Origin of the sequence: Nocardia sp. NPDC057227 (assembly GCF_042669725.1) — a bacterium.
GTDB lineage: Bacteria > Actinomycetota > Actinomycetes > Mycobacteriales > Mycobacteriaceae > Nocardia > Nocardia asteroides_A.
On sequence record NZ_JBHUXA010000003.1, the window covers coordinates 170,494 to 193,906 of the forward strand.

19 protein-coding genes are annotated in these 23,413 nt (G+C 73.5%); 3 read left to right on the forward strand and 16 right to left on the reverse strand.

What is annotated here, in order from left to right:
- Positions 1 to 30: 30 nt before the first annotated feature.
- From ffh to ftsY, 6 genes are all read right to left on the reverse strand, one after another.
- The gene (gene ffh / locus ACFUJ1_RS06690; RefSeq protein ID WP_378643339.1) at positions 31 to 1,581 is read right to left on the reverse strand and encodes a signal recognition particle protein; all 1,551 of its coding nucleotides are present in this window, start codon (positions 1,579 to 1,581) and stop codon (positions 31 to 33) included.
- Positions 1,582 to 1,680: 99 nt separating this feature from the next.
- A complete protein-coding gene (locus ACFUJ1_RS06695; protein WP_378643342.1) occupies positions 1,681 to 1,992 on the reverse strand; it encodes a hypothetical protein in 312 nt (103 codons plus the stop codon).
- 75 nt (positions 1,993 to 2,067) lie between these two features.
- The gene (locus tag ACFUJ1_RS06700) at positions 2,068 to 4,485 is read right to left on the reverse strand and encodes a [protein-PII] uridylyltransferase (RefSeq protein WP_378643344.1); all 2,418 of its coding nucleotides are present in this window, start codon (positions 4,483 to 4,485) and stop codon (positions 2,068 to 2,070) included.
- Positions 4,486 to 4,599: 114 nt separating this feature from the next.
- Entirely contained in the window at positions 4,600 to 4,938 is a 339-nt protein-coding gene (locus tag ACFUJ1_RS06705) for a P-II family nitrogen regulator (protein ID WP_378643347.1), read from the reverse strand.
- A gap of 3 nt (positions 4,939 to 4,941) precedes the next feature.
- Entirely contained in the window at positions 4,942 to 6,240 is a 1,299-nt protein-coding gene (locus ACFUJ1_RS06710) for an ammonium transporter (protein ID WP_378643769.1), read from the reverse strand.
- 246 nt (positions 6,241 to 6,486) lie between these two features.
- A complete protein-coding gene (ftsY, locus tag ACFUJ1_RS06715; RefSeq protein WP_378643350.1) occupies positions 6,487 to 8,022 on the reverse strand; it encodes a signal recognition particle-docking protein FtsY in 1,536 nt (511 codons plus the stop codon).
- Positions 8,023 to 8,143: 121 nt separating this feature from the next.
- On the opposite strand from ftsY, the gene ACFUJ1_RS06720 reads away from it, so the two are divergent.
- Entirely contained in the window at positions 8,144 to 8,533 is a 390-nt protein-coding gene (locus tag ACFUJ1_RS06720) for a DUF2237 family protein (protein ID WP_233019769.1), read from the forward strand.
- Between the two features lie 48 nt (positions 8,534 to 8,581).
- Here the strand turns inward: ACFUJ1_RS06720 and ACFUJ1_RS06725 are convergent, their stop codons facing one another.
- Complete coding sequence (locus ACFUJ1_RS06725; protein WP_378643353.1) at positions 8,582 to 9,319, reverse strand: TetR/AcrR family transcriptional regulator; 738 nt, start codon at positions 9,317 to 9,319, stop codon at positions 8,582 to 8,584.
- 109 nt (positions 9,320 to 9,428) lie between these two features.
- On the opposite strand from ACFUJ1_RS06725, the gene ACFUJ1_RS06730 reads away from it, so the two are divergent.
- Positions 9,429 to 10,349 (forward strand): NmrA family NAD(P)-binding protein, encoded by a 921-nt coding sequence (locus ACFUJ1_RS06730; RefSeq protein WP_378643356.1) that lies wholly within the window; start codon positions 9,429 to 9,431, stop codon positions 10,347 to 10,349.
- A gap of 144 nt (positions 10,350 to 10,493) precedes the next feature.
- Here ACFUJ1_RS06730 and smc read toward each other — a convergent pair whose 3' ends face one another.
- The gene (gene smc / locus ACFUJ1_RS06735) at positions 10,494 to 14,108 is read right to left on the reverse strand and encodes a chromosome segregation protein SMC (protein WP_378643359.1); all 3,615 of its coding nucleotides are present in this window, start codon (positions 14,106 to 14,108) and stop codon (positions 10,494 to 10,496) included.
- 251 nt (positions 14,109 to 14,359) lie between these two features.
- Between smc and ACFUJ1_RS06740 the strand changes: the two genes are divergently transcribed.
- Positions 14,360 to 15,658 carry a hypothetical protein gene (locus ACFUJ1_RS06740; protein ID WP_378643361.1) on the forward strand — a complete coding sequence of 433 codons (1,299 nt, stop codon included), beginning with the start codon at positions 14,360 to 14,362 and terminating at the stop codon, positions 15,656 to 15,658.
- Here ACFUJ1_RS06740 and ACFUJ1_RS06745 read toward each other — a convergent pair whose 3' ends face one another.
- The 8 genes from ACFUJ1_RS06745 to ACFUJ1_RS06780 form a co-directional block, all read right to left on the reverse strand.
- Positions 15,659 to 16,111: a DUF1707 domain-containing protein gene (locus tag ACFUJ1_RS06745; protein WP_378643364.1), complete on the reverse strand. Its 453-nt coding sequence runs from the start codon at positions 16,109 to 16,111 to the stop codon at positions 15,659 to 15,661.
- A 92-nt stretch (positions 16,112 to 16,203) separates the two neighbouring features.
- Positions 16,204 to 16,656: a DUF350 domain-containing protein gene (locus ACFUJ1_RS06750; protein ID WP_378643367.1), complete on the reverse strand. Its 453-nt coding sequence runs from the start codon at positions 16,654 to 16,656 to the stop codon at positions 16,204 to 16,206.
- Between the two features lie 22 nt (positions 16,657 to 16,678).
- Complete coding sequence (locus ACFUJ1_RS06755) at positions 16,679 to 17,848, reverse strand: glutathionylspermidine synthase family protein (protein WP_378643369.1); 1,170 nt, start codon at positions 17,846 to 17,848, stop codon at positions 16,679 to 16,681.
- A gap of 2 nt (positions 17,849 to 17,850) precedes the next feature.
- Entirely contained in the window at positions 17,851 to 18,348 is a 498-nt protein-coding gene (locus tag ACFUJ1_RS06760) for a hypothetical protein (protein WP_378643372.1), read from the reverse strand.
- Positions 18,349 to 18,861: 513 nt separating this feature from the next.
- Positions 18,862 to 19,140, reverse strand: coding sequence for an acylphosphatase (locus ACFUJ1_RS06765; RefSeq protein WP_378643374.1), 279 nt, complete (start codon positions 19,138 to 19,140; stop codon positions 18,862 to 18,864).
- Complete coding sequence (locus ACFUJ1_RS06770) at positions 19,140 to 19,565, reverse strand: OsmC family protein (protein WP_233019779.1); 426 nt, start codon at positions 19,563 to 19,565, stop codon at positions 19,140 to 19,142. The genes ACFUJ1_RS06765 and ACFUJ1_RS06770 overlap by 1 nt, the downstream gene beginning before the upstream one ends.
- Positions 19,566 to 19,633: 68 nt before the next feature.
- Positions 19,634 to 20,332 (reverse strand): response regulator, encoded by a 699-nt coding sequence (locus ACFUJ1_RS06775; protein WP_378643378.1) that lies wholly within the window; start codon positions 20,330 to 20,332, stop codon positions 19,634 to 19,636.
- 64 nt (positions 20,333 to 20,396) lie between these two features.
- Complete coding sequence (locus tag ACFUJ1_RS06780; protein WP_378643380.1) at positions 20,397 to 22,916, reverse strand: ATP-binding protein; 2,520 nt, start codon at positions 22,914 to 22,916, stop codon at positions 20,397 to 20,399.
- Positions 22,917 to 23,413 lie beyond the last annotated feature (497 nt).

Consider the following 23,413-nt stretch of genomic DNA (forward strand, 5'->3'; position numbering starts at 1 on the left):
CGACCTCCTTCGCCCCGGACGGGAGAGCCGCTACTGCTTGGGGAACTTCAGCTTCGAGAGGTCGAAACCCTCCAGCCCGGGCGGCAGCTGGTCCAGGCCGGCGGGCATGTTGGAGATGTCGGGCATGCCGGGCGGAAGGCCGGGCATGCCGGGGAACCCGCCGCGCACCTTGGGCGGGGTCGGCCCGCGGCCGCCCTTCTTCCCCTTCTTGCCCTTGCGGTTGTTCCGCCGGTTGGCGCCGGGCATGCCCATCTGCCTGCCCATGGCCGCCATCATTTTCCTGGCCTCGAAGAACCGGTCGACCAGCTGGTTCACGTCGGAGACCTGGACGCCGGAGCCGTTCGCGATGCGCAGCCTGCGCGAGGCGTTGATGATCTTCGGTTCGGCGCGCTCGGCCGGGGTCATGCCGCGGATGATGGCCTGCACCCGGTCCAGCTGCTTGTCGTCGACGGCGGCGAGCGCGTCCTTCATCTGGCCTGCGCCGGGGAGCATGCCGAGCAGGTTGCCGATCGGCCCCATCTTGCGGATGGCGAGCATCTGCTCGAGGAAGTCCTCCAGCGTGAGCTCGCCGCTACCGATCTTGCGCGCCGCATCCTCGGCCTGCTGCTGGTCGTAGACCTGCTCGGCCTGCTCGATGAGGGTGAGCACGTCGCCCATGCCGAGAATGCGGCTGGCCATTCGGTCGGGGTGGAAGACGTCGAAGTCCTCCAGTTTCTCGCCGGTGGAGGCGAACATGATCGGCGCGCCGGTGACGTTGCGGACCGAGAGCGCGGCGCCGCCGCGGGCGTCGCCGTCCAGCTTCGTCAGCACGACGCCGGTGAAGCCGACGCCGTCGCGGAACGCCTCGGCGGTGTTCACCGCGTCCTGGCCGATCATGGCGTCGAGGACGAAGAGCACCTCGTCCGGCTGCACGGCATCGCGGATGCCTGCGGCCTGCTGCATCAGTTCGGCGTCGATGCCGAGCCGGCCTGCGGTGTCGACGATGACCACGTCGTACTGCTTGGCCCGCGCCTCCGCGATGCCGGACTCGGCGACCTGCACCGGGTCGGCGGCGGAGACGCCGAGCTGGTTCTCCCCGCCGAGGCCGGTGCCGGGGTGCGGCGCGAAGACCGGGACGCCCGCGCGCTCGCCGACCACCTGGAGCTGGGTGACCGCGCCGGGGCGCTGCAGATCGCAGGCGACGAGCAGCGGCTGATGGCCCTGGCCGCGCAGCCATTTCGCGAGCTTGCCCGCGAGCGTGGTCTTACCGGCGCCCTGCAGGCCGGCCAGCATGATCACGGTGGGCGGGTTCTTGGCCAGCGCGAGCCTGCGGGTCTCGCCGCCGAGAATGCCGACGAGCTCCTCGTTGACGATCTTGACGACCTGCTGCGCCGGGTTCAGCGCCCCCGACACCTCGGCGCCGTTGGCGCGCTCCTTGATCCGGGCGATGAAACCGCGCACCACCGGAAGCGCGACGTCGGCCTCCAGCAGCGCCAGCCGGATCTCGCGCGCGGTGGCGTCGATGTCGGCCGGTGACAGCCGCCCCTTGCCGCGCAGATCCTTGAGGGCACCTGTCAGCCGGTCGGACAGTGATTCGAACACCGATCGCGCTCCTGGACTCGGGGGGACGACATTTCCCGTCCAGGGTAATCGGCTGACGCGGCGCGGCACGCGGCGGTCGGGAAGTCGACCGCCGCCGCCTCAGCGCCGCGGCCGCGGGCGGGGCCGCTGCGTGCCGTAGTCGTGGTTCTCCACGGCGACGAGGAACACCGCCTCGCGGCCGGTGAGGCCGAGTTCGGCCGCGGCCGCGTCGAGTTCGCCCGCGCCGTCGGCGCCGCCGGTCGCCACCGCCGAGGCGATGGTCATGGCGGTGACGGCCTGCGGTGCGCTGAGGGTGCGGCCGGGCAGCCAGGACACCACCCAGCTCCCGTTGCCGACGCAGCGAGCGATGTGCCTGGTCTCGTCGCTGGTCATCAGCGACGCGGAAACCACCTCCAGCGCCAACGGACCCACCTCTCATCGACGTTTCCGGTCAGCCGATAGTAATCTGCGTCACATTCGATGCGGAAGGCGAATCGCGTCGGACGATCAGCCGACAGCCGAATCCCCCGCCTCCTCCGGCTTCTTCGGGGCGGGCTGCGGCACCACCTCCAGCACGCTCCGCTCCAGCGCCGCCCTGCGCTCCGGCGTGTCCCCGGCGCCGAGATCGAGGCAGAAGGTGTCGACGACCGCCGACCCGAGGGTCACCACCTTGGCCCAGCGCACCGAGGCCGCGGCCTCCGCGAGGACCGCCGCCAGCCGGGTGAGCAGCCCGAGCCGATCCTCGGCGCGCAGCTCCAGGATCACCCGGCCCTCCGACGCCTCCGACCAGAGCACCCGTGGCTGCGCCTGCGCGTACGGGCCGGGGCCAGGCCCGTCGGCGTCGCGCTCCCGCTTGGCCAGCACCGCGCCCGGGTCGAGGTCGCCCGCGATGGCCCGGATGAGTTCCTGGCGCAGCAACCCGGCGTCCGGCGGGCCGCCGAAGCGCGGGGTCACCACGAAGGTGTCGACGGCCGAGGCCCCCTCCACCCCGAGCGCGGCCGAGAGCACCCGCAGCGAGTGCAGCGCGAGCACCCCGGCGGCGTCCGAGAGCAGCCCGGGAGAATCCGGGGCGATCACCGTGACGGTGTAGGTGTGCTTGCCGTCGCCCGGTTGCAGCTCCACGTGTACCCCGCCCGCCGCGGCCTTGGCCAGCAGCTCCGGCGCGATCGGCTCCGGGGCGGGCAGTTCGTCGCCGCGCATGACGGTCCGGCAGCGCCGCACCAGGTCACCGATCAGCGAGGCCTTCCAGTCGCCCCAGACACCGGGGCCGGTGGCCAGCGAGTCCGCCTCGGCCAGGGTGTGCAGCAGCTCCAGCAGCTGGACGTCGCCGTCCAGCGCCGTCACCACGTGCTCGACGGTGGCCGGGTCGGCCAGGTCCCTGCGGGTCGCCGTGTCCGGCAGCAGCAGGTGGTGCCGGACGATGGCGCTGAGCGTGCGCACATCCGACGGCCAGAGCCCGAGCCTGCGCCCGATGTGCGTGGCCAGCTCGGCGCCGACGACGCTGTGGTCGCCCGCGCGGCCCTTGCCGATGTCGTGCAGCAGCGCGCCGAGCGCGAGCAGGTCCGGCCTGGCCACCCTGGTGCTGCCCGCGCCCGCGTAGGCGACGGTCTCCATGAGGTGCCGGTCCACGGTCCAGGTGTGGATGGCGTCCCGCGGCGGCAGGTCGCGCACCGCGCCCCACTCCGGCAGCAGCCTGCCCCAGAGCCCGGTGCGGTCGAGCGCCTCGATCACGCCGATGGCGTTGCGGCCCGCGCCGAGCAGCACGAGCAGGTCGTTCAGCGCGTCCTTCGGCCAGGGCTCGCGCAGCTCCGGCGCGTCCTCGGAAAGCCGATTCAGCGTGGTGGCCGACATCGGCAGCCCGGTGACGGCCGAGGACGCCGCCACCCGCAGGATCAGCCCAGGGTCGCGCTGCGGCCTAGCGTCGCGGGCGAGCACCACCTCGCCCGCGTGCTCGACGACGCCCTCGTCGATCGGGCGGCGCACCGGCATCCGGCGCAGCCGGGCCAGGCCGCGGCGGGGCAGCGCGTTGGCCGCGGTGCGCAGCCCGACGTCGACCGAGTAGCTCACCGTCCGCGCCGAATCGCTGAGCGTCCTGGCCAGGTCGAAGCGGTCGCCGATGCGCAGCGCGGCACCGATCTCGTCGGCGTCCTGCGCGCGCAGCTGGTCGCGGGCGCGGCCGGCCACCCGGTGCAGCTCGGTGCGCACGTCGAGCATTCTGCGGTGCGCGTGCTTCAGCCCGCCGCCGGGCACGTCGGGGCCGAGGCCGGGCATGGCGTCGGTGAGCTGGGCGATGGCGAGCGCGTCGAGCAGCTGGATGTCGCGCAGCCCGCCGCGGCCGTTCTTCAGGTCGGGCTCGGCCCGGTGCGCGATCTCGCCGCTGCGCTGCCAGCGCGTGCGGGTCTGCGCGATCAGGTCGTCGAAGCGGGTTCTGATGCTGGTGCGCCACTCCCTGCGCACCCCGCCGATCAGCAGATTGCTCAGGTCGGCGTCGCCGACGATGTGCCTGGCCTCCAGCATGCCGAGCGCGGCCGGGATGTCGTCGGCGGCGACCCGCAGCGCCTGCGGCACCGTGCGCACGCTGTGGTCCAGCTTGATGTGTGCGTCCCAGAGCGGGTACCAGAGCTGGTCGGCCACCTCGGCCACCCGGGCCGGGTCCACGTCGTCGTGCAGCAGCACCAGGTCGAGGTCCGAGTAGGGCAGCATCTCGCGCCGCCCGAGCCCGCCGACGGCGACCAGCGCCAGCCCGCTGTCCGGCCCGATGCCAAGTTCGGCGCCCTTGCCGGTGAGCCAGAGTTCGAACAGGTCGACCAGCGCCGACCGCAGTGATTCCGCGTCCAGCCGCGGATTGCGCGGATGGCCCCCCTCGAGCAGCTGTGCCCGTGCCCGGACCAGATCGGCAGCCCCGTTGTTCTGATTGTTGCCCATAGTCACCGCCCGTTCCACGCGCGCGACCCCGCTCCGGCCGGTGCTCCGGCCGGAGCGGGGCCGCCGCTCTCTCGTGCTGGATCCGGGGCCGGTCCGTCCACCGGCCCCGGGGTACTACAGTGCGTCGCTGCCGCGTTCGCCGGTGCGCACCCGCACCACGGTCTCGACCGGGGTCACCCAGACCTTGCCGTCACCGATCTTGCCGGTGCGCGCGGCCTCGACGATCACCTCGACGACCTTGTCCACCGAGGTGTCGTCGACGACCACCTCGACGCGCACCTTCGGCACGAAGTCCACCGAGTACTCGGCGCCGCGGTAGACCTCGGTGTGACCCTTCTGCCTGCCGTAGCCCTGCACTTCGCTCACGGTCATGCCGAGGATCCCGGCCTGCTCGAGTGCGCCCTTCACGTCCTCGAGGGTGAACGGTTTGACGATGGCGGTGATCAGTTTCATGCGTCATGCCTCCTTGACGGTGGTACGTGCCGTGCCACCCACAGCAGCGAAATCGTATGCGCTTTCCGCGTGCTCGGACTCGTCCGCGCCGAGCGCCTCGTCCTCCTCGGACACCCGGAGGCCGATGGTGAACTTGATGGCGAAGGCGATGATCGCGGTCGCGACCACCGAGTAGGCCAGCACCGCGAAGGCGCCGACGGCCTGCAGCTTCAGCTGCTCCAGACCACCACCGTAGAACAGCCCGGAGACCGCCGCCGGTGCTTCCGGCGCGGCGACCAGCCCGACGAGCAGGGTGCCGACCAGGCCACCGACGAGGTGCACGCCGACCACGTCGAGCGAATCGTCGAAGCCGAAGCGGAACTTCAGCCCGACGGCGAGGGCGCAGAGCACACCCGCCACGACGCCGATCACCAGCGCACCGACGGTGTTCACCGAGGAACAGGACGGGGTGATGGCGACCAGACCGGCCACGATGCCCGAGGCGGCGCCCAGCGAGGTGGGCTTGCCGTCGCGGATCTTCTCCACCAGGAGCCAGGCGAGCATGGCGGCGGCGGTGGCGATGGTGGTGGTCAGGAAGGTGGCGCCGGCGATGCCGTTGGCGCCGAGCGCGGAGCCGGCGTTGAAGCCGTACCAGCCGAACCACAGCAGCCCGGCGCCGAGCATGACGAACGGCAGGTTGTGCGGGCGGAACGGGGTCTTGGGCCAGCCCCTGCGCTTGCCGAGGACGATCGCGAGCACGAGGCCGGCCGCACCGGCGTTGATGTGCACCGCGGTGCCGCCGGCGAAGTCGATGGCCTTGAGGTTGTTGGCGATCCAGCCGCCCTGCTCGCCGGTGTAGCCGTCGAACGCGAAGACCCAGTGCGCCACCGGGAAGTAGACGACGGTGGCCCAGATGCCTGCGAAGACCAGCCAGGACCCGAACTTGATGCGGTCGGCAACCGCACCCGAGATGAGGGCGACGGTGATGATCGCGAACATCAGCTGGAAGGCGACGAACACCGAGAGCGGGATGGTGCCGAACAGCGGGATACCCGCGGGCGCCTCCGGGTCGGTGGAGGCGAGGTACTCACCGCCGAAGACCTTGGCCAGTCCGAAGTACTGGGTCGGGTCGCCGATCAGGTTTCCCTTGTCCTCGCCGAAGGCGACGGAGAAGCCGTACAGCGCCCAGAGGATCGTGATGAGCCCCATGGCGCTGATGCTCATCATGATCATGTTCAGCACGTTCTTGGCGCGGACCATGCCGCCGTAGAAGAACGCGAGTCCTGGCGTCATCAGCAAGACGAACGCTGCGGCAGCCAGCATCCATGCGGTGTCACCGGCGTCCGGCGCGCCTATCGTGGGAAAATCCACCTTGATGTCCTCCTCATCTCGGGCCCGGCCGACTTCGGCATCAGGACCTGGGAAGAAGAATCCTCACCTGGTGTTTCATCCGGCGATCCACTGTGTTTCACCTACGTGAACGGGTACGCCGGTTGTGTTGCGGCCACGTTTCGTCCGGCCCACAGCGGCCATTCCGGCCGCTGTGGGATCGCCCACGGGGTGATTTCCTCAGCCGAGCAGCGCGTCGACGAAGGCGCCCGGCTCGAACGGGGCGAGGTCGTCCGCGCCCTCGCCGAGGCCGACCAGCTTCACCGGGACGCCGAGCTCGTGCTGCACCTGGAAGACGATGCCGCCCTTCGCGGTGCCGTCCAGCTTGGTGAGCACGACGCCGGTGATCTCGACGACCTCGGCGAAGACCCGCGCCTGCGCCAGGCCGTTCTGGCCGACGGTGGCATCGAGCACCAGCAGCACCTCGTCGACGGCGGCCTTCTTCTCCACCACCCGCTTGACCTTGCCGAGCTCGTCCATCAGCCCGGTCTTGGTGTGCAGCCTGCCCGCGGTGTCCACCAGGACGGCGTCGACGCCGCGCTCGATGCCGACGGTCACGGCGTCGAAGGCCACCGAGGCCGGGTCCGCGCCCTCGCGGCCGCGCACGGTGTCGGCGCCGACCCGCTCGCCCCAGGTCTGCAGCTGGTCGGCGGCGGCGGCGCGGAAGGTGTCGGCCGCGCCGAGCAGCACCCGGCGGCCGTCCGCGACCAGGACCCGGGCCAGCTTGCCGGTGGTGGTCGTCTTGCCGGTGCCGTTCACGCCGACCACGAGCAGGATCGACGGGTGGTCGTCGTGCGGGAGCGCGTGCACCGCGCGGTCCAGCTCCGGGCGCAGCGCCTCGACCAGGACGGTGCGCAGCACCGCGCGGGCCTCGTCGGCGCTGCGCACACTGCGCGCCGCCAGCTCCTCGCGCAGCCGCCGCACGATCACCGCGGTGCTCGCGGTGCCGAGGTCGGCGAGGACGAGGGTGTCCTCGATCTCCTCCCAGGAGTCCTCGTCCAGGTCGCCGCCGCCGAGCAGGCCGAGGAGGCTCTTGCCCATGGCGTTCTGGGAGCGGGACAGGCGGCCGCGGAGGCGGATCAGGCGACCGGAGGTCGGGGCTATGTCCTCGGCGGCGGAGGTGCCCGCGGCGGGGGCCGTGCCCGGCACCGGAGTGGACGGTGCGGTGTCGGCGGTCGACGGGGCCGTCGGGCCGGCGCCCGGCGCGGCCGGGGCAGTGGCCGTGCCGTCCGGAGTGGTGCCCGCGGCGGGCGGGGTGTCTTCGGACGGGGCCGCGGCAGTATCGGCTGTGGTGTCGGCGGGGGCGGCCTGGCCCGCGTCGGGGATGTCCGTTTCGGTCGGTGCGGTAGCGGTGGGATCGCCGGGGTGGGTGACCGTTTCGGACGGCTCCACGTCCGCGTCCGGGAGCCGGACCTCGGTGATCCCGCGCCGGTGCGCGTCGCGCGGGACGGCGGCGTCGTCGCCGACGTGCGGCTGCCCCTCGGTGTCGGTGCGGTCGCGCAGCACCGGCTCCGGTTCCGCGGTGGCGGCACCGCCCCTGCTGAAGCTGAACCCGCCAGCGGCGGTATAACCGCCGGAGCGGTCGGTCAGCTCCTTCTCCTCCGCCGGCGCGGTCAGCGACACCCGGCGGCGCTTGGACAGGACGTAGCCCGCGACCAACACCACCAGCACGACGGCGGCGATCACGGCGATCAGAATCCAGGCTTCGGCACTCACACCGGACATCCTTGCAGAGCCCGGCTGAGCCGCTGGTCAGGGTGCCCGCGAGCCCGCAGACCGGCCATCGAGATTTCTTGTCCTGCGGAACTTCTCGGCAGAGGCCAATAGGATCGGCGGCGTGACCGATCGAAACGTGCTTGGGGGGCCGCTGGAAGAGTGCGGCACCGATCCTCTCACCGGCTTCTACCGTGACGGCTGCTGCAGCACCGGGCCGGAGGATCTCGGCAGCCACACCGTGTGCACCGTCGCGACCGCGGAGTTCCTGGAACACCAGGCCTCCATCGGCAACGACCTGAGCACCCCGCGCCCGGAGAACAACTTCCCCGGCCTGCAGCCGGGCGACCGCTGGTGCGTCGTCGCGGTGCGCTGGCTGCACGCGCACGAGGACGGGGTGGCCGCGCCGGTGGTGCTGGCCGCCACCCACGAGAACGCGCTCGAGGTGATCTCCATGGAGATCCTGCGGAAGTACGCGGTCGACGTCCCGGACGACGTCAGCGACCTGCTCTAGCTCGAGACCGCCGGTGCCGCCCGCTCTCCCCCGGAACGCCGTACTCGGTCACCGTTCCGGAGGGCCTGCCGCGCGCCTGCGGCGGTGCGCCCGCTGCCTGCACGCGGGCGAGCAGTACCGCGCCGGGCGCCCGGTCGCGGGCCGGTGGACCGGCTGCGCGCAGACCGGGCAGGCGGATTCCGGCGCTGCGCTCGGCCCGGTTTCGTCACCCGGTTTCGTCTCGGTGGCGTACAGCGCGTCGAGGATCACGCGGGCGGGCCGGGATATCCCGGGCTCCCGTTGCATCCGCTGCACCGCGATGGCGCCGGTGACGACGGCGAGCGCGTCGGCGGCGTCCAGGTCGGCGCGGACCGCGCCCTGCCGCTGCGCCGCGGCCAGCAGGTCGCCGAACTCGCGCTGGAAGCGGGCGCCCGCGCTGTGCACCAGCGCCTTCGGCCAGCCGTCGTCGGACTGCACCTGCTCGCAGAGCTCCTGCGCCCGCGGGGTGGTGAGCACCAGCTCCCGGCAGACCGCGAAGAAGGCGGCGCCCGGGTCGGCGGCGGTTGCGTGTTTGGCCGCGACCGCGGCGAGGTGGTCGATGCGCTGGTGCACGACGGCCTCGACCAGGTCCGACTTGGCCGGGAAGTGCCGGTAGACGGTCCCCGCACCGACGCCGGCGGCGCGGGCGATCTCGGTCAGCGAGACGCCGGTGCCGCGCTCGGCGAAGGCGCGGCGGGCGGCCGCGAGGACCAGGGCGCGGTTGCGCCTGGCATCGGCCCTTGTGCGTTCGGCGGCCACTTTCGTCACGGCCTTTCGTTCCGGGGGCTGGGCGGGGTTCGGCCCGAATTCTAACCTCGGAAACGGGTCGACCGACCCGATTCCGGGGCGTTCGGCGCCCCCGCAGAGAAGGGCCGTCATGGCTGAACACTCCGATTCCGTGCTCGTCGTCGGCGCCACCGGGCAGCAGGGCGGCGCGACCGCGCGCGGGCTGCTCGCCGCCGGGGTTCCGGTGCGGGCGCTGGTGCGCGATCCCGCCGCGCCCGCCGCCGTCGCGCTGGCCGCCGCGGGCGCGGCGCTGGTCACGGGCGATCTCGACGATCCGCCGAGCCTGGCGGCCGCGGTGGCCGGGGCACGGGCGGTATTCCTGATCCCGCCTTCGGTTTTCGGCGCGGGCGGCTGGGACTCCGCTCGGGAGGCCGAGCGCGGGCGCGCGGTGGTCGACGCGGCGCGCAGGGGCGGGGTCGAGCAGATCGTGTTCAGCGGGGTCGCCCGGACGCCGGGGCACGATTCCCGCGATCTCGACGGCAAGACCGCGATCGAGGAGGCGGTGGCGGAGTCCGGGCTGCGGTACACGCTGCTGCGGCCGGTGCGCTTCATGGAGAACTACCTGCTGCGCGCGTTCGTGGTCGACGGGATCGTGGACGGCGTGAACCGGCACATCTTCCCGGCCGACGAGCCGCTGTCCATGATCGCGCTCGCCGATATCGCCGACTTCGCGGTGCTCGCGCTCACCGACCCGGCGCGCTTCGACGGGCAGGCGCTGCAGCTCGCGGGTGACGCGCCGACGCCGCGCGCCGCGGCCGACGCGATCTCCGCCGCCACCGGGGACGCGGTGCGATATCACGAACTCTCCGAAGCCGAGGCGGACGCCATCGCCCCGATGATCGGCGACGCCTGGCGCGCCGTCCGCCGCACCGGCGGCTGGCGCGCCGACCTCCCAGCGCTGCGCACCCTGCACCCCGGCCTCCGCGACCTGCGGACCTGGCTCAGCACCGGCGGCGCTGCCGCCATCAGCGCTCTCGGCGCGGACACCACGGCGGCGCCATCCACCCTGTAGGCACCGGCGCGGGCGCATACACCCCGCGGCGGCGGTGCGCCCCATGGAGGAGGCAGACGCCTCTCCTACCCCCAGCGGAGGCGGACGCCTCTTCTCCCTCGCGGAGGCGGACCCCTCTCCTACCCCGCGGGGCGGACGCCTCTCCTACCCCGCGGGAGCGGGGGCCAGGTTCTCGCCGCGCAACCGCTGCGAGATCACCTGGGTGATGCCGTCCCCGCGCATGCTGACGCCGTAGAGCGCGTCGGCGATCTCCATGGTCGGCTTCTGGTGCGTGATGACGATCAGCTGACTCTTCTCCCGCAGCTGCTCGAAGAGGCCGATGAGGCGGCGCAGGTTGGTGTCGTCGAGCGCCGCCTCGACCTCGTCCATGACGTAGAACGGCGACGGCCGCGCCCGGAAGATGGCGACCAGCAGCGCCACCGCGGTCAGCGACTTCTCGCCGCCGGAGAGCAGCGAGAGCCGCTTGACCTTCTTGCCCGGCGGCCGCGCCTCCACCTCGATCCCGGTGGTGAGCATGTTCGAGGGATCGGTGAGCACCAGCCGCCCCTCGCCGCCGGGGAAGAGCCGCGCGAAGACCCCGACGAACTCGCGCTCCACGTCGGCGTACGCCTCGGCGAAGACCTGCAGGATCCGCGCGTCCACCTCGGCGACCACGTCGAGCAGGTCCTGCCTGGCGTTCTTGACGTCCTCGAGTTGGGTGGCGAGGAAGTTGTAGCGCTCCTCCAGCGCGGCGAACTCCTCCAGCGCGAGCGGGTTCACCTTGCCGAGCGTGCCGAGGTCCTTCTCCGCCCGGCGCGCCCTGCGCTCCTGGGAGGCGCGGTCGTAGGGCATGGGCTGCGGCGGGGTCACCGCCTCGCCGCGCTCCCGCGCCTGCTCGTACTCGTGCAGCTCCAGCTCGGACGGGGGCAGCGGGACGTCGGGGCCGTACTCGGCGACGAGGTCGTCCAGCGCGATCCCGAACTGCTCGGCGATGGTCGACTCGACCTGCTCGATCCGCAGCGCGGCCTCGGCCTTGGCGACCTCGTCCCGGTGCACCGCGTCGGTGAGCTGGGTGAGCTGCGCGGTGAGCGCCCGCACCCGCTCCTTGACCCGCTCCACCTCGGCGGCGACCTCGGTGCGGCGGCGCACCAGCTCGTCGCGCCTGGCGGCGGCCCGCGCCACCACCCGCTCCAGCTCGCCCGCGACCTGCGCGCCGGACTCCGCGACGGCGGCGGCCACCGCGGCGGCCTTGCGCCTGGCGGCCTGCGCGCGCTCGGCCCGCGCCCGCGCCTCCCGCTCGGCCCGCGCCGCGCGGCGCAGCGAATCCGCCTTGCCGTGCACCGACTGCGCGCGCTCCTCGGCGGTGCGCACGGCGAGCCGCGCCTCCACCTCCATGGTCCTCGCCTCGGCGAGCTCGGCAGCGGCCTCCTCGCGCTCCCGACCTGCGGCCTCGGTGCCCGCCGCACCGTAGCCGTCGGCGTCGATCCTGGCCTGCTCGAGTTCGGCGTTGCGCAGCCGGTCCTCCAGCTCGGCGAGGGTCGCCAGGCTCTGCTCGCGGCCGGTCTCGGCGGCGGCGCGCTGGTCGTAGAGGCGGGCGCTCTCCTTCTCGGCGGTGCGGGTGGTCTCGCCGAGCCTGGCCAGCCGCTCGTACACCGCGACCAGCGCCTGGTCCGATTCGTGCAGCGCGAGCAGGGTGTGGTCGACCGCCTGCCTGCGGTCGGTCTGCTCGTCGAGCGCGCCCGCGAGCGCGGCCTCCAGCTCGGCGGCGCGGCGCTGGGCCGCGGTGAGTTCGGCGGCGGCGGCGTCGATCTCGGCCTGGATCTCCAGCCTGCTCGGCGCGCGCTCGGAGCCGCCGAGCACCCAGCCGGTGCCTGCCAGGTCGCCGTCCCTGGTGACGATGCGCAGCTCGGGGCGGGTGCCGAGGAGCGCGGTGGCGGCGGCGAGGTCGTCGACGACGGCGACCGTCGCGGTCAGCGCGAGCACCGCGGGGGCCAGCTCGTCCGGGTACTCGACCACGGCGGAGAGCGCGGTGGCGCCTGCGGGCAGCGCGGCGGGGGCGACCGCCCGCCCCCCGGTGTGGAACACCAGCCCGACCCGGCCGCCGTCGGCCCCCTTGATGGCGCGCAGCGCGTCGTAGGCGGCGGTCTCGGAGCGGGCGGCAGTGGCGTCGGCGAGCGGGCCGAGCACCGCGGCCACCGCGGCCTCGAAGCCGGGCCGCACCCGCAGCACCCCGGAGAGCGGCCCGAGCAGCCCGGCCGGGCTGTGCTCGGCGAGCCAGGCGGTGCCGTCCTTGCGGGTCAGGTTCATGCCGAGCGCCTCGATGCGGGCGCTCAGCGAGGCCACCCGCTTGGTGGCGTCGCGATCGTCCTGCCGCAGCTCGGCCACGCGGGCATCGGCCAGCTCCAGCGCCGCGACGGCGTGCTCGTGCTGGGCGTCCAGCCCGGCCTCGCCCGCGTCCAGCTCGGCGAGCTCGGCCTGGACGTCGTCGAACTCGGCGCGGGCGGTGTCGGCGCGCCTGCCCGCCTCGGTGATCGCGCCGGAGATCCGGGTGATCTCGGTGTCCGCGGACTGCGTCTTGTGCCGCAGCGTCTCGACCTGTCCGGCGAGCCGGGCCAGCCCCTCGCGGCGGTCGGCGATGGCGCGCACCGCGGCGAGGTGCGCCTGCTCGGCGGCCTTGGCGGCCTGCTCGCGCTCGGCCAGCGCGTCGCGCGCGGCCTCCAGCGTCTCCATCGTCATCTCGACGGTCTCGCGCAGCTCGGCCTCCTCGGCCGCCACCCGGTCGGCCTCGGCCTCCAGCTGCTCCGGGTCGCGGCCGGTACCCGCCTGGGTGGCGGTGTCCAGGTGCCTGGCCCGGTCGCCCGCGATCCGGATGGTGGCGTTGACCCGCTCGGCAAGCGCGGAGAGCTGGAACCAGGTCTGCGCGGCCGCCTCGGAGCTCGGGGTCAGCTCGGCGAGCTGGTGCTCCTGCCCGGCCAGCGCGGCGCCCGCGGCGCCCAGCTCGGCCTGCACGGTGATCTGCTGCTCGCGGGCGTAGGCCTCCTTGCTCTGCCTGCCCGCGAGCTCGCCGCGCCTGGTCACGAGGTCGTCGGCGGCGAGCCGGAGCCGGGCGTCGCGCAGGTCGGCCTGCACGGTGGCGGCGCGGCGGGCCACCTCGGCCTGCCTGCCGAGCGGCTTGAGCTGGCGGCGCAGCTCGGAGGTGAGGTCGGTGAGGCGGGCCAGGTTGGCCTGCATCGCCTCGAGCTTGCGGACCGCCTTCTCCTTGCGCTTGCGGTGCTTGAGCACGCCCGCGGCCTCCTCCACGAAGGAGCGGCGGTCCTCCGGCCGCGATTCGAGGATGGCGGCGAGCTGCCCCTGGCCGACGATGACGTGCATCTCCCGGCCGATGCCGGAGTCGCTGAGCAGTTCCTGGACGTCCATCAGCCGGCAGGTGGAGCCGTTGATCTCGTACTCGCCCGCGCCGTCCCGGAACATCCGCCTGGTGATCGAGACCTCGGCGTAGTCGATCGGCAGCGCGCCGTCGGAGTTGTCGATGGTCAGCGTGACCTCGGCGCGGCCGAGCGCGGCCCGGCCCTGGGTGCCTGCGAAGATCACGTCCTGCATCTTGCCGCCGCGCAGCGCCTTGGCGCCCTGCTCGCCCATCACCCAGGTCAGCGCGTCCACCACGTTCGACTTGCCGGAGCCGTTCGGGCCGACCACGCAGGTGATGCCCGGCTCGAAGCGCAGCGTCGTCGCGGACGCGAAGGATTTGAAGCCCTTCAACGTCAAGCTCTTCAGGTGCACGGCCGGGACCTTTCCGTGGATGAGGCGGGTTTGCTCCGACGACAGCGAGGGGGCGCGGCGAGCAGCCATCGTATCCGCCGCCGGTGACCTCGGTCGCAGGCATCGCTGCGTGCCGGGGCCACCGGTTCACCACAACACCGGTGTGCCCGGCATTAGCCGACGTCACAGCGGTGCTCGCGGGGCTGCCGCGGGGCGGGGATCGCGCCTACGATCCACCTGATCCCGCCTTCTCCCGTCAGGAGCATCGACCCGTGCCTGCGCTGTCGTCCCGCCACGGCACCGCGTTCCGGTTGCTGCGGGTCGGCGCGCTGATCGTCGCCTGCCTGGTGTTCCTCTGGGGGTGCGAGGTGAGCCGCAGTTCGACGCTCGGGGACGTGCCGGAGTACCTGGTGCTCGCCGGGCTGGCCGCGGTGGTCGGGTTCGCCGCCGCCTGGTTCGAGATCCGGGCGGTCCGGGCCGCGCGGCGCACGGTGACCATGGACGACGGGCGGTGGCGGGTGGTCGCGCGGGTCGGCGGCGACGGTGCGCTGGTCTTCGTCGGGCACGACGAGGAGCCGGAGGATTCGGACGACCCCGAGGACGCGCCTTCCGGCTGGGTCTGGACCTTCCCCGCGGACTCGATCGACGCGGTGCGCACTGTGCTCCACACCGCCTGCTTCCCCGGTGAGGACCCGCTCGAGCTGGCCGAACTCGAGCTCCTCGACCTGCTCGGCGAGGCGGCGGTGGTACTCGACCCGGTCGCGCGGGCCGACCCGGGGGCGTGGTTGCACGGGCACGGGGTGCGCGGGGAGCGGCACGAGTGGGGAGTGGATCCGACGCAGACCACGCGCACGCTGCCGATCGTCGGCACACCGCTCGCCGGGCCGGTGCGGAAGGGTGCCGAGCGGCGGGCGGCCGGAGCGCGCAAGCCGGAGCGTCCGTCGGACGAGGCCCGGCACAAGTCCGCCGAGAGCGCGTCCTCGCCGCGTCCGGGGCGCACGAAGGACGGCTCCGCCAAGGGCGCGTCCTCGCCACGTCCCGGGCGCGCGACGGACGGCTCCGCCGGTGCGGTGTCCGAGCGGCATCGGCGCGACGCCGCAGCCGGATCGGACCGGTCGCGCGGCGAGCAGCGGGGAAAGCCTGATCGCGGTGCGCCGTCCGCGGCGGATCGCTGGGATGCGGCGCGGGCTCGGCGCGACACCGAACGTTCGGGTCGGGGGCAACCCGCCGTCCCGGAACGTGCCACCGAGCGGCGGGGAAGCGGACGCGCCGGTCGGGCCGGCCAGAGCGCCGCGGCCGCGCGTTCGGCACAGGACGGCGAAGCCGCGGGTGCGCGGCGCTCGAGCGGGGCCGCACCCCGGCCCGATCACCCGCAGCCTGCGCGCGGACGACAGCCGGTTCCGGTGGAGGACCAGCAGTACAGCGGGCCGATCCGGCGCCGCGGGGTCGGCAGGCAGCAGCGCGAGGACCCGGACAGCTGGTGGGAGACGGCCGACGGCCCGACCGACCGCACCTACCGGGAACCACCCCCGCCCCGCCTCTCGAACCCGCGCAGGCGCGCGGACGAGTGATCAGCCGAGCGCCCGCGCCCCGGCCCCGGAGCGGCAGCCCCGCCCCTCGAACCCGGTGACCACGCGGAACGCGAGCACCGCACCCCACGGCCCGATCACCCAGACCGGCCAGAAGTAGGTGAACTCGCCGACTCCGAGCGAGATCGCCGCCCAGATCACCAGGACGAGCAGGCTCACCCCGGCCCAGCTCGCGAACTCGATCTGCTGCCAGAGCGGCAGCCCCCGCACCCCGCGCCCGCGCGGCTTCGGCTGCGCGGCAGCGGAATCGGCGAGCCGCGGCAGGTCGGCGAGTACCGGGGCGAGGTCGTCGCGGAACCGGGTGGCGTAGACCCGGGCGACCCGCTCGTCGTACTCGCCCAGATCCAGCCGCCCGTCCGCGAGATGCCTGCCGAGCAGCGTCACCACCGCGTCCCGCTCGGCATCGGAGGCGCGGGTACCGGTGGCGATGTCCATGCTCGAGTCCTCTCGGCGGGGAGGGGACTCGGCATCACCCTCCACTGTGGAATAACACCATAATGGTTCTTCCACAGTGGAATGTCAAGGACTCAGAGGATCGCGAACGCCACCACGAGCCCGAGCGCGAAGTGCGCGGCGGCGACGACCAGCACCGCCGGGGTGTACGCCTCGGAGTGCAGCGCCGCGCCGATATCGATGCCGAGCGCCTTCTCGATCACCCGCACCGAGACCACCTGCGCGATGATCCCCACCAGCCCGAAGATCAGCGAGGCGATGAGCCCCTCCAGCAGCTTGCCGGACGCCGCGAAGATCGCGAGCACCACGATGAACGCCATGCTCAGCATGCCCGCCGCCGTCACGACGATGGCGTTCGGCTTGCCCTCGAGCACCAGCTGGCGCAGGTGCCCGGGGGTGGTGAGGTCGATGGCGTAGAAGCCGACGAGCATGAGCACCAGGCCAACGAGGGCGTAGAGCAGGATCGCGCCCACCCCTTCGCCGAGCGAACTCCAGTAGCCCGATTCGAGGGCGACAGCGGCGGTCATCGTGGTCCTTCCGAGGGGTTGATCAGTCGTCGGTGGGGATGCGGTGCGGAACGAAGGCGGAGCCGTCGTCGGTGATCATGCCTGCGGTCTCGCGGATGCCGAGCCCGGCCGAGCTGTCGCCGACGATCCAGGCGCCGAGCACCGGCCGCATGTCGTCGAACTGCGGCAGCGGGTCGAGCAGCTGGTAGACGAAGCCCTCCTCGCCGTACATGCCGCCGGTCGCGGTCTCCATCCCGGCGCCGACGATGGTCATGTTCGCGCCCTCGCGGCCGAGCTTCGGCTTGCGGATGTACTCGGTGAGCTCGTTCGGCTGATCGAGGTAGGCGGGCAGCAGGTTCGGGTGGCCGGGGTACATCTCCCAGAGCACCGCGAGGATGGCCTTGTTGCTGAGCAGCGTCTTCCACAGCGGCTCGATCCACATGGTCTGCGGCAGGCTCGCGACGACCCGCTTGCCGAAGTCGTCGTCGAGCACCCACTCCCACGGGTAGAGCTTGAAGATCGCCCGGATCGGGTCCTCGGCCAGGTCGACGAAGCGCTCCAGCTCGGTGTCGACGCCGACCTCCTCGATCGGCAGCCCGATGGTGTCGAAGCCCGCCTCGGCGGCGGTCTCCTGGATGTAGGCGGTGGTGACGCCGTCCTCGCCGGTCGGCTCGGCGCCGGACCAGCTGAAGTGCAGCTGGTCGCTGGGCAGCAGGTCGCGCAGCTCGCCCCAGCGCTCGACCAGCTTCTCGTGCAGCGAGTTCCACTGGTCGTGGTCCGGGTACAGCGCGGTGAGCCAGTGCCACTGCAGGATCGCCGCCTCCAGCAGCGAGGTGGGGGTGTCGGCGTTGTACTCCAGCAGCTTGGCCGGGCGGCGGGCGTCGTAGCGCAGGTCGAAGCGGCCGTAGACGTGCGGGTCGGCGCGGCGCCAGGATTCCGCGATCGGCTGCCAGCTCCACTCCGGCAGCCCGAAGTCGCGGTACCGCTCGGTCAGCACGACCTGCTCGACCGCCTTCAGGCACATGCTGTGCAGCAGTTCGACATCCGCCTCCAGGGCGAGGATCTCCGGCATGTCGAACTCGTAGTAGACCGATTCGTCCCAGTACGGCCGTGGCTTGCCCTGCGCGTCGCGGCCGGGGGTTCCGTAGACCAGCCCCTGCTCCTCGACGATCTGCTGCCAGCCCCTCCGTGGTTCCACGCGGACCCGTCGCACCGCTAGGAACCTCCGCCGATCTTGCTGCCGAGGCCGCCGCGCTGGACCGTGGTTCCGGTCTTGGTCTTGATCTCGGTGTTCTTCGGCTTCACCGTCGTTCCGCCGGTCGGCTTGCCGCCGATGGCGGTGGAGCCGCCGTAGTAGTAGCGGTACTGCGGCCAGCCCGCCAGCAGGACGACGCCCGCGGTGTCGCCGACGAAACCGGGGCGGCCGGTGCCGCAGTAGGTGTCCTCGACGACGACCTCGTTGCCGTTCTGGTCGGTGGCCACGCAGGACGCGGTCACCGCGTCCGGGGCGGAGAGCGCCAGGTAGGCGAGGTAGCCGCCGCCGACCAGCGCGGCGACGCCGACCACGGCGGCGCCGCCGATGAGCACCCGGTTGCGGGAGCGCTTCTTCGCCGCGGCGGCCTCGGCGGCGGCGCGCTCGGCGTCGCGGGCCTGCTTGCGCGTCTTGTCCCTGGCGCGGGACTCGGCCACCGTCGGCGGGCGGGGCTGCGTCACCCCCGCCCGCTGCTGCTGAACGCGCCCCGCGCGCTTCCCGCTCCCGGGCGGAGTGCCTCCGGGAGGTGGCGCGCCCGCGCCGGGCAGCGAGCCGGGAGGCGGTTGGAAACCGCCCGCCTGCGGCTGGGCACCCGGCCACGGAAAGGGGGGCGGGGCATGCTGCTCCGCCGCCGGAAACGGCTGCGTACCGGGCTGATCCGCCGCGGGGAACGGCTGCGTGCCAGGTTGCCCCGCCGCCGGAAACGGTTGCGTGCCAGGTTGCCCCGCCGCCGGGAACGGCTGCGTACCGGACTGATCCGCGCCGGGCGCAGGACGCGTACCCGGCTCGTCCGCGGGCGGCTGCGGACCGGAAGCGCCGGTCGGCGAACCGGATCCCGCGCCGGGCGCGGGGACGTTCGCCGCCGAACCCTCCTCGTAGACCGGCCCGCTGGGCGCGGCGGTCCCCTCTTCCCACTGCGGCCTGCCGCCGTCGTTCGATTCCGCTCCCGGACGGTGTTCGTCTCTGCTCACGCCCTACCGCTCCTCGAATCCGGACAGATCGCCCCGCGCGGGCTCCCAGCTTTCCACAACAAGACTGACCCGGCCAGGCGTATCGGGCGAGCGGAGCAGGGTGAGCAATCGCTCGGCGGCCTGCCGCGGCCCCTCGGCGACCACGTGCACCCGCCCGTCGGCGGTGTTGGTGGCGTGCCCGGCGAGCCCGAGTTCCAGCGCGCGCGACCGGGTCCACCAGCGGAATCCGACGCCCTGCACCTGCCCGTGCACCCAGGCGGAGAGCCGCTCGGCCTCGGCCACTACAGCTCCACGTCGAAGGAGAGCGTCACCTTGCTCCCGGACTTGAGCGTCCGGCCGACGGTGCACACCTTGTCGACGGCACGCTGCACGCTCACCAGCAGCCGCTCCCGCTCGACCTCGGAGAGCTCGCTGAGGTCGAGCTCGAAGACCTCGTCGATCTCCGGGTAGACCTCGTTCTCCCGGTCCGGGTCGCCGGAGACCCGGATGGTGGCGTCGAAGTGCTCGCCGAGCTTGCGGGAGAGCGAGAAGTCGGCGCTCAGCCCGGAGCACGCCGCGACCGCGATCTTCAGCAGCTCGCCGGGGGTGAAGGCCTCCGGGGTGCCCGCGGAGGCGATGCGCACCACCGCGTCCCGCTCGTTGCGGCCGGTGTAGGCGCGGGTGCCGGTGCGCTCCACCCGGAGCGCCGACGTGTTCTGCTCGGACATGGTCACGATCCTGCCATTCGCCGGGACGGTCGTGCCGGGCAACACCGCGCGGGGCGGCGGCATTCCGCTCACTCCTGGAACCGGTACCCCATGCCCGCCTCGGTGAGCAGGTGCCTCGGGTGCGCCGGGTCGTCCTCCAGCTTGCGCCGCAGCTGCGCGAGATAGACGCGCAGGTAGTGGGTTTCGGTGGCGTAGGAGGGGCCCCACACCTCGCGCAGCAGCTCTTTGCGGCCGACCAGCTTGCCCCGATGCCGCACCAGCATCTCGAGCATCCCCCACTCGGTCGGGGTGAGGTGCACCGGTTCGCCGTGCCTGGTGACCCGCTTGGCGGCGAGGTCGACGGTGAACGAGTCGGTGATCACCACCGGCTCGCCGCCGGTGTCGGCGCCCGCCCGCCGCACCGCGGCGCGCAGCCGGGCGAGCAGCTCGTCCATGCCGAACGGCTTGGTGACGTAGTCGTCGGCGCCCGCGTCCAGCGCCTCCACCTTGTCGGCGGAGTCGGTGCGGGCGGAGAGCACGATCACCGGCGCCGTGCTCCAGCCGCGCAGCCCGGCGAGCACCTCGGTGCCGTCCATGTCCGGCAGCCCGAGGTCGAGGATCACCACGTCCGGGTGCCGGTCCGCGGCGGCGCGCAGCGCGGCGGCGCCGGTGCCCGCGGTGACCACGTCGTAGCCGCGCACCGAGAGGTTGATCCGCAGTGCGCGCACGATGTGCGGCTCGTCGTCGACGACGAGCACGGTCGTCGCCGCGGGGACCGGATCACTCATGCGCGCTCCCGTGCCGCGCCGGGCGGGCCGACGGCGAGCACCGTCGGCGGCGGGGCCGGATCGGTCATGCTGGCTCCTCGGCTGCGGGCAGGTCGACGAGCATGGTCAGCCCGCCGCCCGGGGTGGTCTCGGCGTGCACGGTACCGCCCATGGCCTCGGCGAAGCCGCGCACCACGGAGAGCCCGAGCCCGACGCCGGTGGTGTTGTCCCGGTCGCCGCGCCGCTGGAAGGGCTCGAACACCTGCTCCTCGGCGCCGCGCGGGATGCCGGGGCCGGTGTCGGCCACCGCGACGGTCACCCGGTCGCCGTCGCGCTGCGCGCTGACCCGCACCGGGGCGTCGCGCGGGGCGTGCCGCAGCGCGTTGTCCACCAGGTTGGCCAGCACCCGCTCCAGCAGCCCCGGGTCGGCGGCGACCGCGATCTCGCCGACCTCGACCTCGACCCGTTCCATCGATGCCCGGCGCAGCCCGCGGGTGCCCATGCCGATGCCGACGAGCGCGCGGTGCACCGCTTCGTCCAGGTACACGGTGAGCACCCGGGGCGCGATCACGCCCGCGGCGAGCCGGGAGGAGTCGAGCAGGTTGTCCACCAGCGCGGTGAGCTGGTCCACCGACTCCTCGACGGTCTCCAGCAGCTCCTCGGTGTCCTCCGGGGAGAACTCGACGTCCTCGCTGCGCAGGCTGGAGACGGCGGCCTTGGCGCCGGCCAGCGGGGTGCGCAGGTCGTGCCCGACGGCGGAGAGCAGCGCGCGGCGCAGCCGGTCGGCCTCGCGCAGCGCCGCCGCGGCCCCGGCCTCCTCGGTGAGCCTGGCCTGGCGCACCAGCCCGGCCGCCTGGTTGGCGACGGCGGCGAGTACCGGCCGGTCGGCGGCGGCGAGCGGCCGCCCGGCGAGCGCGAGCACCAGCTGCCCGTCCCCGGACTCGACCACCGTGTCGGCCGCGGCGGGCCGCGCGGGCGGATCGGCCCCGACCGCGGCGACGACGGCCTCGCCGTCCAGCACGGCGGCCCAGCGCTGCGCGTAGGTCTCCCTGAGCTGCTCCAGCAGCCGGGGCAGGTCGGCGCCGTGCAGCACCGCGCCGGCGAACTGGGTGAGCAGCTCGGCCTGGCGCGAGGCCCGGCGCGCCTGTTCGGCCCGCGCCGCGGCGATGTCGACCAGCGCGGCCACCGCCACCGCGACCACGAGCAGCACCACCACCGCGACGAAGTTGTCCGGCTCGGCGACCGTGAGGCTGTAGCGCGGGGCGGCGAAGAACCAGTTCAGCAGCAGCCCGGAGAGCAGCGCCGAGACCGTCGCGGGCAGCACCCCGCCGAAGAGCGAGACGGCAACCACCCCGACCACGAAGACCGAGGAGAGCCCGGGCAGGTCGAGCACCCCGTCCAGCAGCCAGGCGCAGAGCGCGCAGACCAGCAGCGGCACCAGCACCGCGGCGGGCCATGCGGCGGCCGGGCGCCGCGGGCGCAGCGCCGCGCGCCGCAGCGGGCGGTGGGTCTCCTCGTGGGTCACCATGTGAATGTCGATCTTGCCCGACCGCCGGACGACGGCGGCGCCGATCCCCTCGTCGAGCAGCCGCGCCCAGCGCGAGCGGCGCGAGGTGCCGAGCACCACCTGGGTGGCGTTGACCTCGCGGGCGAAGCCGAGCAGCGCGGCCGGGACGTCCTCGCCGGTGACGGTGTGCAGCGAGGCGTCCAGCGCGCCGGCCAGCTCGCGCAGCCGGGCCAGCCGCGCGGCCGAGACCCCGGCGAGGCCGTCGCCGCGCACCACGTGCAGCACCGCCAGCTCGGCGCCGGCCCTCCCGGCGATCCGGGCCGCGCGGCGCACGATCGTCTCCGACTCCGGGCCGCCGGTCACCGCGACCACCACCCGCTCGCGCGCCTCCCAGGTCGCGGTGATCCGGTGCTCGGAGCGGTACTTCGCGAGCGCGGCGTCCACCTGGTCGGCGAGCCAGAGCAGCGCGAGCTCGCGCAGCGCGGTGAGGTTGCCCGGCCGGAAGTAGTTGCGCAGCGCGGCATCGGCCCGGTCGGCGGCGTAGACGTTGCCGTGCGCGAGCCTGCGCCGCAGCGCCTCCGGGGTGATGTCGACCAGCTCCACCTGCCCCGCCCCGCGCACCACCGCGTCCGGCACCGTCTCCCGCTGCTCGATCCCGGTGATCTGCTCGACCACGTCGTTCAGGCTCTCCAGGTGCTGCACGTTGACCGTCGACACCACGTCGATCCCTGCCTCGAGCAGCTCGTCCACGTCCTGCCAGCGCTTGCGGTTGCGGCTACCGGGCGCGTTGGTGTGCGCGAGCTCGTCCACCAGCGCGATGCCGGGCGCGCGGCGCAGCACCGCGTCCACGTCGAGCTCGTCCAGCACGGTGCCGCGGTACGGCACCCGGCGCGGCGGGATGCGCTCGATCCCGTCGAGCAGCGCGGCCGTCTGCGCCCGGCCGTGCGTCTCGACGACCGCGGCGACGACGTCGCGGCCGCGTTCCCGGCGGCGGTGCGCCTCGGCGAGCATGGCGTAGGTCTTGCCGACGCCGGGCGCCGCGCCGAGGTAGATCCGCAGTTCGCCGCGGTTCACCGCCCGCGGTCGTGCCGCCACCATGCCGCCGCGTAGGTCGCGGCCATGCCGCACAGGAAACCGGCCACCGCGGTCACCACCACCTTCATCGTTCCTCCGAATTCTCGATCACTCTGCTCGCGCGGAGCGCCGCGCGCGGGCGTCTTTACGGTTCGTTGACGGCGGCGCCGCCTTTCCTGACGCTTTCGTATCGCGTTGTACCGCAGGAACGTTCACGTCGCGCGTCGAGACCGGCGAGCGCTCCGCGTCAACAAACCGTCAAGGCGGGCCGCCACCCCGCCAAGAAGCCGTAAGGAGCGGCGGAAATGCCGAGCGGAGGTCGTTCACTCGAACGAGCGTGCTCCACCGCGGAGCAGCTCGAGGAGGTTCGACCCGATGTCCGTCGTCGTGTTCACGGTGCTCACCGTGGCCGTGTTCGCCCTGTTGGGCCTGGTCCAGCGCGGGGTGGAGCGGCTGTGATCGCGAATATCGCCGGCCTGGCGCTCGCGGTGCCGGTCGCGCTGCTCGCGCTGGCCGCCCTG

What these genes read in the sequence shown, in the direction of transcription:
- ACFUJ1_RS06710 (WP_378643769.1), bottom strand. Translation starts at nt 6,240, where the DNA reads ATGCTGGCTGCCGCAGCGTTCGTCTTGCTGATGACGCCAGGACTCGCG.
- ACFUJ1_RS06700 (WP_378643344.1), bottom strand. Translation starts at nt 4,485, where the DNA reads ATGGGCAACAATCAGAACAACGGGGCTGCCGATCTGGTCCGGGCACGG.
- ACFUJ1_RS06705 (WP_378643347.1), bottom strand. Translation starts at nt 4,938, where the DNA reads ATGAAACTGATCACCGCCATCGTCAAACCGTTCACCCTCGAGGACGTG.
- ACFUJ1_RS06770 (WP_233019779.1), bottom strand. Translation starts at nt 19,565, where the DNA reads ATGTCCGAGCAGAACACGTCGGCGCTCCGGGTGGAGCGCACCGGCACC.
- ACFUJ1_RS06750 (WP_378643367.1), bottom strand. Translation starts at nt 16,656, where the DNA reads ATGACCGCCGCTGTCGCCCTCGAATCGGGCTACTGGAGTTCGCTCGGC.
- ACFUJ1_RS06745 (WP_378643364.1), bottom strand. Translation starts at nt 16,111, where the DNA reads ATGGACATCGCCACCGGTACCCGCGCCTCCGATGCCGAGCGGGACGCG.
- ACFUJ1_RS06775 (WP_378643378.1), bottom strand. Translation starts at nt 20,332, where the DNA reads ATGAGTGATCCGGTCCCCGCGGCGACGACCGTGCTCGTCGTCGACGAC.
- ACFUJ1_RS06780 (WP_378643380.1), bottom strand. Translation starts at nt 22,916, where the DNA reads ATGGTGGCGGCACGACCGCGGGCGGTGAACCGCGGCGAACTGCGGATC.
- ACFUJ1_RS06730 (WP_378643356.1), top strand. Translation starts at nt 9,429, where the DNA reads ATGGCTGAACACTCCGATTCCGTGCTCGTCGTCGGCGCCACCGGGCAG.